The organism is Acinetobacter sp. WZC-1 (assembly GCF_052544965.1).
Window position 1 is genome coordinate 80,060 of the sequence record NZ_CP199370.1, and the last position, 12,904, is coordinate 92,963.

General features: G+C 35.0%; 13 protein-coding genes. 11 read left to right on the forward strand and 2 right to left on the reverse strand.

Annotated elements, in window-relative coordinates; genetic code table 11:
* Positions 1 to 17: 17 nt before the first annotated feature.
* Positions 18 to 446 (reverse strand): low molecular weight protein-tyrosine-phosphatase, encoded by a 429-nt coding sequence (locus tag ACT6PV_RS00350; protein ID WP_445114557.1) that lies wholly within the window; start codon positions 444 to 446, stop codon positions 18 to 20.
* Between the two features lies 1 nt (position 447).
* On the reverse strand, positions 448 to 1,545 hold the full coding sequence (locus ACT6PV_RS00355) for a polysaccharide biosynthesis/export family protein (protein ID WP_445114558.1): 1,098 nt from the start codon (positions 1,543 to 1,545) through the stop codon (positions 448 to 450).
* A 203-nt stretch (positions 1,546 to 1,748) separates the two neighbouring features.
* Here ACT6PV_RS00355 and tviB point away from each other — a divergent pair, with 203 nt between their 5' ends.
* The 11 genes from tviB (at position 1,749) to ACT6PV_RS00410 (ending at position 12,900) form a co-directional block, all read left to right on the forward strand.
* On the forward strand, positions 1,749 to 3,026 hold the full coding sequence (gene tviB, locus ACT6PV_RS00360; RefSeq protein WP_445114559.1) for a Vi polysaccharide biosynthesis UDP-N-acetylglucosamine C-6 dehydrogenase TviB: 1,278 nt from the start codon (positions 1,749 to 1,751) through the stop codon (positions 3,024 to 3,026).
* A 27-nt stretch (positions 3,027 to 3,053) separates the two neighbouring features.
* A complete protein-coding gene (rfbB, locus tag ACT6PV_RS00365; RefSeq protein WP_445114560.1) occupies positions 3,054 to 4,124 on the forward strand; it encodes a dTDP-glucose 4,6-dehydratase in 1,071 nt (356 codons plus the stop codon).
* A gap of 14 nt (positions 4,125 to 4,138) precedes the next feature.
* Positions 4,139 to 5,044, forward strand: coding sequence for a dTDP-4-dehydrorhamnose reductase (gene rfbD / locus ACT6PV_RS00370; RefSeq protein WP_445114561.1), 906 nt, complete (start codon positions 4,139 to 4,141; stop codon positions 5,042 to 5,044).
* Positions 5,041 to 5,925 carry a glucose-1-phosphate thymidylyltransferase RfbA gene (gene rfbA, locus ACT6PV_RS00375; protein ID WP_445114562.1) on the forward strand — a complete coding sequence of 295 codons (885 nt, stop codon included), beginning with the start codon at positions 5,041 to 5,043 and terminating at the stop codon, positions 5,923 to 5,925. The genes rfbD and rfbA overlap by 4 nt, the downstream gene beginning before the upstream one ends.
* 57 nt (positions 5,926 to 5,982) lie before the next feature.
* Entirely contained in the window at positions 5,983 to 6,549 is a 567-nt protein-coding gene (gene rfbC / locus ACT6PV_RS00380; RefSeq protein WP_445114563.1) for a dTDP-4-dehydrorhamnose 3,5-epimerase, read from the forward strand.
* A 76-nt stretch (positions 6,550 to 6,625) separates the two neighbouring features.
* Positions 6,626 to 7,888, forward strand: coding sequence for a flippase (locus ACT6PV_RS00385; RefSeq protein WP_445114564.1), 1,263 nt, complete (start codon positions 6,626 to 6,628; stop codon positions 7,886 to 7,888).
* Positions 7,885 to 9,021 (forward strand): non-hydrolyzing UDP-N-acetylglucosamine 2-epimerase, encoded by a 1,137-nt coding sequence (gene wecB, locus ACT6PV_RS00390; protein WP_445114565.1) that lies wholly within the window; start codon positions 7,885 to 7,887, stop codon positions 9,019 to 9,021. Before ACT6PV_RS00385 ends, wecB begins: the two co-directional genes overlap by 4 nt.
* An 18-nt stretch (positions 9,022 to 9,039) precedes the next feature.
* Entirely contained in the window at positions 9,040 to 10,086 is a 1,047-nt protein-coding gene (locus ACT6PV_RS00395) for a glycosyl transferase family 1 (protein WP_445114566.1), read from the forward strand.
* A gap of 38 nt (positions 10,087 to 10,124) precedes the next feature.
* Complete coding sequence (locus ACT6PV_RS00400; RefSeq protein WP_445114567.1) at positions 10,125 to 11,189, forward strand: EpsG family protein; 1,065 nt, start codon at positions 10,125 to 10,127, stop codon at positions 11,187 to 11,189.
* Positions 11,190 to 11,191: 2 nt separating this feature from the next.
* Positions 11,192 to 12,097, forward strand: a complete 906-nt coding sequence (locus tag ACT6PV_RS00405) for a glycosyltransferase family 2 protein (RefSeq protein WP_445114568.1) — start codon at positions 11,192 to 11,194, stop codon at positions 12,095 to 12,097.
* Positions 12,097 to 12,900, forward strand: a complete 804-nt coding sequence (locus tag ACT6PV_RS00410) for a glycosyltransferase (RefSeq protein WP_445114569.1) — start codon at positions 12,097 to 12,099, stop codon at positions 12,898 to 12,900. Before ACT6PV_RS00405 ends, ACT6PV_RS00410 begins: the two co-directional genes overlap by 1 nt.
* Positions 12,901 to 12,904: the final 4 nt, after the last annotated feature.

Genomic DNA, 12,904 nt, shown 5'->3' on the forward strand with positions numbered 1-12,904 from the left:
TAACAACTGAATAAATTTTAAAAATGTGATTGCCAGTCAGCAACATAAGCCTCAATATTCCGGCATGTTTCATCGAAAAATGCCTGATCGTGTTGATATGGATCTGCAACACTTTGTCCCTGCCAGTGCCCTAAGCGGAACACTTTTCCTTTGGCAAAAGGCCAATTCTGTTCAATATGCTGCTGTTGATTATTGCTCATAACAAGAATTAAATCTGCTTTTTTTATCAGCTTCTCATCAATTTGCCTTGCAACATGTGCACGCATATTAATATTTTTGCTCTCCATACAGGCAATGGCCTTGTCATCTGCCGCATGACCGACCATGGCCGATAAACCTGCGGATTCAACCTGCAAGCCGGGGTGATTGCGCTTTAAAAAAAATTCGGCCATGGGACTTCGGCAGATATTTCCGACACAGACCACCAGGACATTCTGAATCTGCATTTTAGTTTCTGCCTAACTGGTCAAAGGTATAGAGTGCGCTTGAGAATGGAACAATCTGATTCATGATACGCTGCCAGCGGGTTAAACCGGTTGCGTCAATATAGACGATGTCATTTTTCTGCATCTGAAACTGGTTGGATAATGCCAGATTGCCAATACTGCTCAGATTCAGATGATAAATGGTGGATGTACGGCTCTGTAAGTTGGTTCGCATCACATAAATACGGGCTGCACTGGCAGAGTTTGGATTAATGCCTTCGCTTTCGCCTAATACGTCACTGAGGGTCATCCCCTGGTCACGTAAGGCAATGGCCTGACTTCTACTGGACTCCCCCATGACATACAGTTTCTGATCCTGCCGGGTATTAACAAACACCGTATCATTCGGCTGGATCAGCAGATTATGTAAAGACAGTCCCTGTTTTTCCAGTGCAATCACATTCAGATTGTAGGTCTGCCCGTTTCGGATCAGCTGAATATTGGTATTGTCACCGGTTTCTGAGTTAATACCACCGGCCTGACCTAAAGCAGTATAAATACTGATGGGCTGGTCATTCAGGGTGTATTGACCACTGCGCATCACCTGACCATTTACAAAATAACGACGGCCTTCATAAGACAGAACACGGACGACCACATCAGGATGTTTCAGATATCTGGCAAATTGCTGACGCAAAAAACGGTTGGTTTCTGCCAGGGTTTTGCCGGCAATATGCACCTGCCCGACCAATGGAAGCTGGACATTGCCATTGGGATCCAGTGGGTAGCCGACGGCTCTAATATTGGTGGCATCCTGAATGGGCGGGGTAATTTCCGGATATGCCCATAACTGGATTGATAACACGTCACCGGCACTCAGGCGATAAATATCCTGTTGGTTTTTAAACAGCGCGATTGTGCTATCCATGTTCTGGGTGGTGCCAAATGCAGTTGAAGGAATATTGTTCTGAGTCAGTTGCACCACTGAAAGTTCGGCACCCTGGTCGGTTTTGTAGTGTCCTTCATCGGGTAAGTCATAAGTCTGAAGGCCTGAAGTTGCAGCACAGCCAGAAAAAAAGAGTGATATTACGAGAAAAAATGATGTGCGTTGATACTTCACATTCAAGGCCCTTAAATTTTGTAGTAGATTGTCGCTTTAAATCAATTCGCTTTCTGAATTGTATTCCATAATTTAAGCATTGAGTATGCCTAATGTATATTACCTATTGTATCAATCAGGCAATTGCTCTGTAAAATCTGCTATATTCCCTTAACTTTGATATTGACCGTTTGCAAGTCAGGCGTGCTGACGTGGGTTAAAATATGTTTCAACTTGAACAACTAAAGATCGCAATTATTGGCCTGGGGTATGTTGGCTTACCGTTGGCAGCTGAATTTGGCAAGCATGTTCCAGCCATGGGTTTTGATATTAATTTACAGCGTATAGATGAACTGAAACAGGGGGTGGATCATACGCTGGAAGTGTCGGAACAGGAGCTGAAACAGGCCGTTTTTTTAAATTACGCCTCGGATCCGCATGCCCTTGAACAAAGTAATTTTTATATCGTAACGGTACCTACACCCATTGATGATTTTAAACAGCCCGACCTGACCCCCCTGATCAAAGCTTCGACGACGATTGCAAAAGTGTTGAAACCGGGGGATGTGGTGGTTTATGAGTCGACCGTTTACCCCGGGGCCACGGAGGAGGTCTGTATTCCGGTCCTGGAAAAAGAATCCGGCTTAAAATTCAATCAGGATTTTTTTGTGGGCTATAGCCCGGAACGGATTAACCCGGGTGATAAAAGCCGCCGTGTGACCAATATTTTAAAAATTACCTCGGGTTCCACACCGGAGGTTGCCGATTACGTGGATCAGGTGTATCGACTGATCATTGAGGCCGGAACCTATAAAGCGCCAAGCCTTAAAGTTGCAGAAGCCGCCAAAGTCATTGAAAATACTCAGCGGGATGTCAATATTGCATTGATCAATGAATTGGCGCTGATTTTTAATAAACTGGAAATTGACACGGAAGAAGTGCTCAGGGCTGCAGGTACCAAATGGAATTTTTTAAATTTCAGACCTGGTCTGGTGGGGGGGCATTGTATTGGTGTGGATCCTTATTATTTAACCCATAAAGCGGAATCGATCGGGTTGCATCCTGAAATTATTCTTGCTGCCCGTCGTTTAAATGACCGTATGGGAGAATACGTTGCGACTCAGCTGATTAAGGAAATGGTCAAGCAGCAGATTCAGGTGGTGGGGGCAAGGGTTTTGGTGCTGGGTTTGAGTTTTAAGGAGAACTGTCCTGATATCCGTAACACAAAAATAGTTGATATGGTACAGGCATTAAAGGAATATGATCTGGCACTGGATATATATGATCCCTGGGTGGATGAGGATGAAGTAAAGCAGGAATATGGGCTTGCACCGGTTCAGCGTCTGGAAAAGGGTGTATATGATGCCATTGTCATTGCTGTTTCACATGATCAGTTTAAACAGATGACTTCAGCAGATTTTAAGCTGCTAGGCAAACCGAATCATGTTTTATATGATTTGAAATATGTGGTGGATAAAGAGCAAAGCAATATTCGTTTGTAGAACAGATATTTATATCGTGGGTGAATTATGAAGATATTGATCACTGGGGGAGCCGGTTTTATCGGTTCTGCGGTTGTGCGGCACATTATAAAACATACTGATTATGACGTTTTGAATTTGGATAAGCTGACGTATGCAGGAAATCTGGAGTCGTTGAAAGAAGTTGATCAGAACCCGGCATATCAGTTCCGGAAAATTGATATTTGTGATGCTGAAGCATTGACGGCGGCTTTTGATGATTTTAAGCCTGATCTGGTGATGCATCTTGCAGCAGAATCTCATGTGGATCGCTCCATTGATGGTCCTGCTGCGTTTATTGCCACTAATATTGTAGGAACCTATACATTACTGGAAGTCGCACGGAAATACTGGCAAAGTCTGGAGCTTCAGCAACAGGTAAAGTTCAGGTTTCACCATATTTCCACAGATGAGGTTTATGGCGATCTGGAGGGGACAACAAATTTATTTACTGAAACAACATCCTATGCTCCAAGCTCGCCCTATTCGGCAAGTAAAGCCAGTTCTGATCATCTGGTCCGTGCCTGGCAAAGAACCTATGGTTTGCCGACGATTATAACAAACTGTTCCAACAATTATGGTCCTTACCATTTCCCTGAAAAGTTAATTCCTTTAGTCATATTGAATGCATTAGAGGGTAAACCATTACCTATTTACGGCAAAGGTGATCAAATTCGAGATTGGCTGTATGTCGAAGATCATGCACGTGCCTTATATAAAGTCGTGACGGAGGGGACTGTGGGAGAAACCTATAATATCGGTGGCCATAATGAAAAGCAAAATATAGATGTTGTTAAAACGATTTGTAGAATTCTGGATGAATTAAGACCTCAAATAGATCAACAACCGTATGAGTCACTGATTGCTTTTGTCAAAGACCGTCCTGGGCATGATTTACGTTATGCAATAGATGCCAGCAAAATTAAACAGGATTTGGGTTGGGTACCTGAAGAAAGCTTTGAAACGGGTATTCGGAAGACTGTTGAATGGTATTTAAATAATCAAGAATGGGTAGCGAATATTCAGAGTGGCGAATACCAAAATTGGATTCAGCAACAATACCAAAGTAAACAAGCCTAATTTTGAGTAAATCGATGAAAATTCTTTTATTGGGTAAGAATGGGCAAGTTGGTTGGGAGTTGCAACGTGCTTTGCAACCACTGGGCTCAATAATTAGCCTTGATCGTTCTATAGGCGTTAATGGTTTGTGTGGAGATATCACAAACTTTGAAGCAATATCTGATGCGACTGAGCAAATTCAACCTAATGTTGTGGTTAACGCCACCGCCTATACAGCAGTAGATAAGGCTGAAAGTGAAATTGAACAGGCGGATTCGATCAATCATTTGGCTGTTAAACACCTTGCAGAAATTTGTGAACAAAAAAATATTTTGTTCATTCATTACTCTACAGACTATGTTTTTGATGGAACTGGTAGTGCTGCTTGGTCTGAAGAAGATGTTTGTAACCCTGTAAATTTATATGGAAAATCGAAACGTGATGGTGAAATTGCGTTAGAGCAAAGCGGTTGTAAGTTCTTTAATTTTAGAACGAGTTGGGTTTATGGTTTACATGGGAATAATTTTATAAAAACCATGCTAAAACTTGCAAAGATTAAAGAAGAGTTAGGAGTTGTTGATGATCAAATTGGTGCCCCAACAGCAGCATCCCTGATTGCGGATGTAACAGCGCAAGTGATTCGTTTTTGGGATTTGAATACAATCTCTCATAACAATCTATATGGGCATTACCATTTAGCAGCAGCTGGAGAGTGCTCATGGTATGATTACGCGCAATTGATTTTTTCTCAGGCAAATGGTTATGGGAAGGATTTTGTTCTGAATAAGGTTAGCCCAATAGCAACGTCTGCTTACCCAACTCCAGCAAAAAGGCCATTAAATTCTCGGTTAAACACATTAAAGTTGCAACAAAGTTTTAAGTTGCATCTTCCGAATTGGGAGCTTGGTGTGGCACAAGTTATTAAGGAGCTTCATCAATGAGTTTGAAAAAAAGAAAGGGTATAATTTTAGCGGGTGGTTCTGGCACACGCCTGTATCCAATTACCATGGGAACATCAAAACAACTGCTTCCAATTTATGATAAGCCAATGATTTATTATCCTTTGTCAGTTTTAATGCTTGCAGGAATTAATGAAATTCTAATTATTTCCACACCTGAAGATTTACCTAACTTTGAAAAGCTTTTAGGTACGGGTGAAGAATTGGGTATTAAACTTTCTTATAAAGTGCAACCATCACCAGATGGTTTAGCCCAGGCTTTTATTTTGGGTGAAGATTTTGTTGGTGATGATAATGCTTGTTTGATTTTAGGAGATAATATCTTTTATGGTCAGCACTTTAGTGAGCAACTAAAACGTGCCTCAGAAAGAGAAATGGGTGCAACTGTATTTGGTTATTATGTCAATGATCCTGAGCGTTTTGGTGTGGTGGATTTTGACTCAACAGGTAAAGCGCTAAGTATCGAAGAAAAACCAGAACAGCCTAAGTCAAATTATGCAGTCACAGGGCTTTATTTCTATGATAACAAAGTTGTTGATATTGCCAAAAAAATTAAACCATCACACCGTGGTGAGCTGGAAATCACAGATGTCAATAATATGTATTTGCAACAGGAAGAACTTAATGTCGAGTTGCTTGGCCGAGGCTTCGCTTGGCTGGATACAGGTACGCATGACTCATTGCTTGAGGCAAGTCAATTTGTTCAAACGGTTGAACATCGTCAAGGCTTAAAAGTTGCTTGTTTAGAGGAAATTGCCTTTAATAATGGTTGGATTGATGTGGGACAATTATTAAATAGAGCAAATTTCTTTAAAAAGACAGGTTACGGTCAATATTTATTAAAATTGCACCAAGAACAGTAAAAGAAATCAAAAGCATAATTTTTAATTAAGCTTAGTAGCCTGAAAAGAGATGTAAAAATGAAGGTAATTGAAACAAAAGTTAAAGGTCTTTTAATATTCGAACCTAAAGTGTTTGGGGATGACCGTGGTTGGTTTATGGAAAGCTTTAATCAGAAAGCTTTCGAACTTGTACTCCAAGAGCGTAGTTTAGATATTCCTCAATTTGTCCAAGACAACCATTCTTTATCTCAAAAAGGTGTATTACGTGGATTGCACTATCAACTCGATCCTTTTGCACAAGGTAAATTAGTACGTGTTGTTCAGGGGCGTGCATGGGATGTCGCTGTTGATATTCGAAAAGACTCAGAAACATATGGGCAGTGGGTTGGTGTTGAACTTTCGGCTGAAAACCATAAGCAATTTTGGATTCCTGAAGGTTTTGCTCATGGCTTTGTGGCTCTTGAAGATAATACTCAGTTTTTATATAAAACCACCAATTATTATGATAAAGAGAGTGAAGTTGCAATATTATGGAATGATCCAAAAATTGCAATTGAATGGCCTTTGTCAGAAATTGAAGAAGTACTTGTGAGTGATAAAGATAAGGTTGCTTTAGAACTTGAAGACGCTGAGTTATTTAAATAAGTGGTATTTGATTATAATCGATCACTTGTTGCAAATAAGTGATTTGATATAATCAAAATAATATGAGTTATATACCTTGATCACACTATTTGGTAAGCTTATAGATACTGAAGAGAAAAAAAGATTTGTTACAAACTTTTTTTCTCTAGCAACACTCCAGGGTCTTAATTATATTTTACCATTATTAACATTACCTTATCTTGTAAGAGTGTTGGGTGCTGAAAAATTTGGCTTATTAGCTTTTGCAACAGCAATTGTAGGCTATTTTATAGTTTTAACAGATTATGGATTTAATTTTACTGCGACTCGAGAAATTTCTTTAAATAGAAATAATGAAGAAAAACTTAATGAGATTTTTAGCTCAGTAATGATCATTAAGTTTGTATTGTTTTTGATTTCATTTATCATGTTAACACTTTTAATAGTTTTTTTTCAAAAATTTAGTGTAGACCCTTGGCTTTATTATTTAACATTTGGGACAGTGCTTGGGCAAATTCTATTTCCTGTGTGGTTTTTTCAGGGGGTGGAGCAAATGCGATATATTACAATTATAAACATTATATCCAAAGTTTTTTTTACAATTACTATCTTTATAGTCGTTAAAAATAGTTCAGATTATTTGTTGGTTCCATTTCTGACTTCATTAGGTATGATCTTTGCTGGAGTCTATTCATTAATTTTAATTCGTAAAAACTTTAAGATAAAATTTAAATTTCAGGAAATAAATGTACTTTCTAGTTATTTAAAAAGGGGCTCTAATTTATTTTTTACATCGATTTTAAGTAATTTATTAACCTCTTCTGGAACGGTAATTTTATCTTTTGCATCCACAAATACGGTTGTAGGATATTATTCCGCAGCGGAAAAGCTATTTAGAGCGATTGTTGGTTTATTTACACCAATCACTCAGGCGCTCTATCCAATAAGTTGTAGAAAGGTAAACCAAGAAGGTGGTGCTAAACCATATATTAAAAAATTGGCAATGGTAATTGGTGGGGCGGCTTTACTTATTGGAGCATCTATTGCAACCTTTTCTGAAAAAATTATTACCTTGATTTATGGGATGTCGTTTCAATCGTACAGTTATATTTTAGCTATTATGATGATTTGGCTGTTCTTCAGTGTGATAAATAATATTATTGGCATACAATATTTATCGGCATTAAGAAAAGACAAATTTTATACTTTTTCCTTCGTTGTGGCTAGTTTGGTTACAGTGATTTTAAATTTAGTATTAATTCCACATTTATTTATAAATGGCGTACTTATTTCAATGATTACGGGTGAAATACTTCTATCTATTTGTATGTTAGCGCTAATTTTTAGGTTTAAATTATGAAAAAAATACTCATTGTCTTTGGTACGCGTCCAGAAGCTATTAAAATGGCTCCGTTAGTTAAAGAGTTTAAAAAGGACTGTAAAAACTTTGAAACTCGTGTTTGTGTAACAGCACAACATAGGCAAATGCTCGATCAAGTTTTGGAAATATTTGATATCGCCCCAGAGTACGATTTAAACATTATGAAGGCTGGTCAAGATTTATATGATATTACTGCTAATGTTTTAGTTGGTATAAGAGATGTATTGGCAGATTTTAAGCCTAATATTGTATTTGTACATGGGGATACATCAACAACATTCTCTGCAAGTTTAGCGGCATTCTATTCTAAAATCAAAATTGGTCATATTGAAGCAGGTCTGAGAACTTATGATATTTACTCACCTTGGCCTGAAGAAGGAAATCGCCAACTGACAGGTGTCTTAGCAAATTATCATTTTGCACCTACTCAACAAAGTGAAGAAAATCTCTTACAAGAAGGTAAAAATCAATGTGATATCTATGTAACTGGGAATACGGTTATCGATGCCTTAGTGTATGTTTTACAAAGAATTGATAGTCAGCCGGAATTAAAAGAAAAAATAAAATCTAAAATTAGTAGTCAATATAAGTTAGATGAGACAAGAAAGGTTATTTTAGTTACTGGACATAGACGTGAGAATTTTGGACAAGGATTCATTAATATTTGTGAAGGTCTGAAAGAAATAGCTCAAAAGAATCCAAATGTTGATATTGTCTATCCTGTACATTTAAATCCAAATGTACAGAAACCAGTAAGTGAAATTCTTTCTGATATTGAAAACGTGTATTTGATAGATCCACTTCAGTATGAAGAGTTTGTTTATCTGATGAGTCAATCTTATTTTATTATTACGGATAGTGGTGGTATTCAGGAAGAAGCACCTTCATTAGGCAAGCCTGTTCTTGTAATGCGTGATACGACCGAAAGACCAGAGGCTGTTGCTGCAGGGACCGTTAAGTTAGTCGGATGCGATAGAAAGGCTTTGGTTGCAGGTGCTGAAAAGCTAATTCATGATAGAAACGAATATGAAAAAATGTCGCGTGCTCATAACCCTTATGGGGACGGAAAAGCATGTCATCGAATCGTTGATACTGTTTTAAATCACTTATAATACGCTAAGAGAAATTGAATGATACTGTTTTTAAGTAAATATCCTCAAACACCTGAACAATATAGGGATGGCTTCTTTCAGCGTGTTGAAAATATAGATCAATTTTATTTGGATGATGAAAGAGTATATTTAAATGCAAGTTTTTTTAAAAATTTAAGAAAAAATGTGATTGAAAATGGATTAAGAACAGAGATAACATGCAATGTTTTTTTTCATTTTTTCACTATTTTTAAGTTATTTAAATCTTCTTCATTAGTTTATATCCAATCAATTTATAATGCTCTAAATCTATTTCTTTTTATTGTTTTTTTTAAAAAATTTTATGTTTTAGATTTACATGGTGTTGTGCCAGAAGAGTTGGAGATGCAAAATAAGAAAAAATATGCAGTTGTTTTTTCTATATTGGAGCGAATGTTATTTCAGAAAATAGATATTTGTATTGCTGTAACAAATAGAATGGTCAATTATTTTAAATCTAAATATTCTGAAAGTAAGGTAAAATATATTGTTTATGCAATTTTACCTAGCCATCTAAAATCCTATAAAATAGGATTAACGACTGAAAATGAAGAAAAAATTGAAATTATATATAGTGGTAATGCACAGGTATGGCAAAATGTAGATTTAATGTTAAAGGCGATAAAATGTAATCTTTCAGAAAAAATTCGATATACAATTTTAACTGGTGAACCAGAGACTTTTTATACCAAATTGAAAGAGCACAGAATCGGAATTAATCAAGTCACTATAAAATCAGTGAAACCGGAAGAGTTGGAGAAATACTATAAGTCTAGTCATTATGGATTCGTATTACGAGATGATATTATAGTAAATCAAGTTGCTTGTCCGACAAAAATTATAGAATATTTAAATTATGGAATTATTCCTATAGTATTATCTGAAAAAATAGGGGATTTTGAGGAATATGGTTATGAGTATGTTTTTTTAAATGAGCTTAATGAGTTTTTAGGTGTCAGAAAAAGTGAGAAGAATATTTTAGTAGTAGATAATATTTATGATTGCAATAATTTTGATTTAAAAAAAACTATTTCATATTACCAATGACTAGTTCTGAGATTGAGTTGAATGCACAGGATCGATAAATGATTAATTATCTTGTTTTATCCATATTTATATATATGGCTTTCTTGTTTATCAATGTTTTTTTCAAAAAAATTCAAATGTTTTTTGTTTTTTCTTTAATGCTTTTTTTAACTTTTTTCGGTGCTAATAATATTGAAACACTAAGTTTGGATTTTAAAAATTATGCCATGATATTTGAAATGGTCGATTTAGCTTCTTGGGGCAGCATTATTTCTAGGAGTGACCCTTTATTTTTGTATATTGTAAAAATCATTGAAGTTTTTTCAACTGATGTTTTTATTATTTTTACTTTTTTAATTTTTTTTAGTTTAATTTTAAAATTTTTTATATGCTTTAAGTTCGTACCAAAGAACGTTGTTCCTATTTTTTTGCTTTTATTAATTGGTCGTTTTTATTTTTTGCATGATTTGACACAATTAAGAGCTAGCTTTGCGATTGGTCTTGGTACTTTAGCTCTTCTTTTTTATTATAAGGACAATTTTAAAATCAAAGGGAAAACAGTATTTTTATATTTTCTAGCCTGTCTTTTCCATATTTCATTGTTAATCGTAATCCCTTTGTTTTTTCTTACTAAGAAATCAATAAGAATAAAAAATTTTTTACTAATATATTTGTTAATTATTTTATCTATTTTGTTGGGAGTGTTTTTCTCTAAATATTTCTCTGTTTTAATATCAAATTTCACTTTTATTGATAGGGTTTCATTATATTTTTCATCTCAAGGAGAGGAGCAAAATGTAAAATACTCAGTTTTTCAATTCTATTTTATGTTGAAGATGTTGGTTTTGGTTATTTTGTCATTTGGTTATGCTAAGTTTGATTTTTATAATAAAGCAATTGTGGTAACGTATATTTATGCCATGTGTTTGCAAGCTATTTTTGTTTTTAGTAGTGCTATTGGTCTTAGATTTGCTGCAATTTTTGGTTATATTGATATTTTGGTTTTCTTAATTCCTTTGTCATTATCTATTTATAAAAGATATTTTAATTTTTATTTTATCTTTATTAGTGTGGCTGGTATGGTATTTTTTTATAGTTCATTATTAACTATTGGTATGGAGTGATTATGTATAATAATAAGTTAGCTGTTATTGTTAGCTATAATCCAGAAATCGAGAATCTTGCCCATTTAATAGACCAACTACTCTTACAAAAATGTGATGTTGTGTTGGTTGATAATGGATCAAAAAACACTATTGTTTTTGAGAGATTTAAAAGCCTAGACAACTTAGAAATTATACTATTGAATGAGAATTTTGGTATTGCTTTAGCTCAGAATTTTGGTATTGGAAGGGCTATTGATTTAAAGTATGAGTATTCGATAGTTTTTGATCAAGACTCTTCGATTGATGTAAATTTTATTTCTAATATGATTTCTGCATATGAAAAAATATCTATATTGGATCATAAAGTTGCTACAATTGGGCCAACATTTATTGACACAAAAACAAATAAAAAATCTTATGCTATTAGATATGATGGATTAAGACTAAAAAAAATATATTCTAATAATACGAAAGATGCTATCAGCTCTGATTATATTATCTCGTCAGGCTCATTATTTAAAACAATTATTTTTAAAGAAATTGGAATGATGGATGAGAAATTATTTATTGACTTTGTAGATATCGAGTGGGGGATGCGTGCTAAGCAATTAGGATATACATCATATATGTCGACCGAGGTTTTTATGAATCATACAATTGGCAATTTATCGAAAAGAATTCCATTGACTGATAGGTATATAAATATTCATTCGGACTTTAGAAAGTACTTTATTGTCAGAAATGCGATTTATTTGATGCTTTATTCAGATTTGCCTTTAAATTGGAAAATAATACAATTTTTTAAAACTAATTTTTATATGGTTACTATTTTAATGGCTTCTACCAATAAGTTGAAAATTATTAATAAATATTTTTTAGCTGTTCGGGATGGTTTAAAGAAAAAAATGTATAAAGGCAGTATGTAATGACTTGCGTAATCGTTTCTATTGTTTTGTTTAGGCATAGTTATTTTGAAATTGAAAAAACATTAGCTTGTTTGTTGTCTAGCCCTTTTGTTTGTAAGGTTATTTTAGTTGATAATGATGAAAGCGATTGGGCTTTTAAATTTCAACATGAAAAAGTTGTTTATTTGAAATCGGATGGCAATTTTGGCTTTGGGTATGGTCATAATTTTGCTATTAATAGATATGTTTCAAATAGTGATTTATTCTTGATCTGTAATCCTGATATTATGTTTGAAGAATCAGAGTTTGCTCAATTAGTTAATTTTGTAAAGGATCGTAAAGAGGGCTTATTTCTTCCAAAGATCGTTTACGCTAATGGTGAAAATCAGTTTGGTGCAAGACTTTTACCAACACCATTAAATCTATTTGCTCGAAGATTTTCAAAAAAGTTGGCTATTGGATTAGATCAACAGTATTTATTGAAAAACTATACAATTCAAAAGCCTATATTCGCTCCGTATCTTTCGGGTTGTTTTATGTTATTTCGCTCAGAAGCTCTAGAAACATTAAAAGGTTTTGATGAGCGTTTCTTTATGTATATGGAAGATATAGATATTTCAAGGCGTTGTGCCCAGCAATTTGGAACACTCTATTGTCCACAATTTTCTGTGGTACATGCACATGAGCAAGCGTCCTATAAAAGTATTAAACTGTTAAAAGCGCATATACAAAGTGCTATACTCTATTTCAATAAATGGGGGTGGTTGTATGATTCTAACCGTAAACTTCTTAACGACAAGTGTATTCGCGGCTTAAGCTTGTAGTGAC

Bases quoted from the DNA above. Each gene is read 5' to 3' on its own strand.
- rfbB (WP_445114560.1), top strand. From the start codon at position 3,054: ATGAAGATATTGATCACTGGGGGAGCCGGTTTTATCGGTTCTGCGGTT.
- ACT6PV_RS00400 (WP_445114567.1), top strand. From the start codon at position 10,125: ATGATTAATTATCTTGTTTTATCCATATTTATATATATGGCTTTCTTG.
- rfbC (WP_445114563.1), top strand. From the start codon at position 5,983: ATGAAGGTAATTGAAACAAAAGTTAAAGGTCTTTTAATATTCGAACCT.
- ACT6PV_RS00405 (WP_445114568.1), top strand. From the start codon at position 11,192: ATGTATAATAATAAGTTAGCTGTTATTGTTAGCTATAATCCAGAAATC.
- ACT6PV_RS00410 (WP_445114569.1), top strand. From the start codon at position 12,097: ATGACTTGCGTAATCGTTTCTATTGTTTTGTTTAGGCATAGTTATTTT.
- tviB (WP_445114559.1), top strand. From the start codon at position 1,749: ATGTTTCAACTTGAACAACTAAAGATCGCAATTATTGGCCTGGGGTAT.
- ACT6PV_RS00395 (WP_445114566.1), top strand. From the start codon at position 9,040: ATGATACTGTTTTTAAGTAAATATCCTCAAACACCTGAACAATATAGG.
- wecB (WP_445114565.1), top strand. From the start codon at position 7,885: ATGAAAAAAATACTCATTGTCTTTGGTACGCGTCCAGAAGCTATTAAA.
- rfbA (WP_445114562.1), top strand. From the start codon at position 5,041: ATGAGTTTGAAAAAAAGAAAGGGTATAATTTTAGCGGGTGGTTCTGGC.
- ACT6PV_RS00350 (WP_445114557.1), bottom strand. From the start codon at position 446: ATGCAGATTCAGAATGTCCTGGTGGTCTGTGTCGGAAATATCTGCCGA.
- rfbD (WP_445114561.1), top strand. From the start codon at position 4,139: ATGAAAATTCTTTTATTGGGTAAGAATGGGCAAGTTGGTTGGGAGTTG.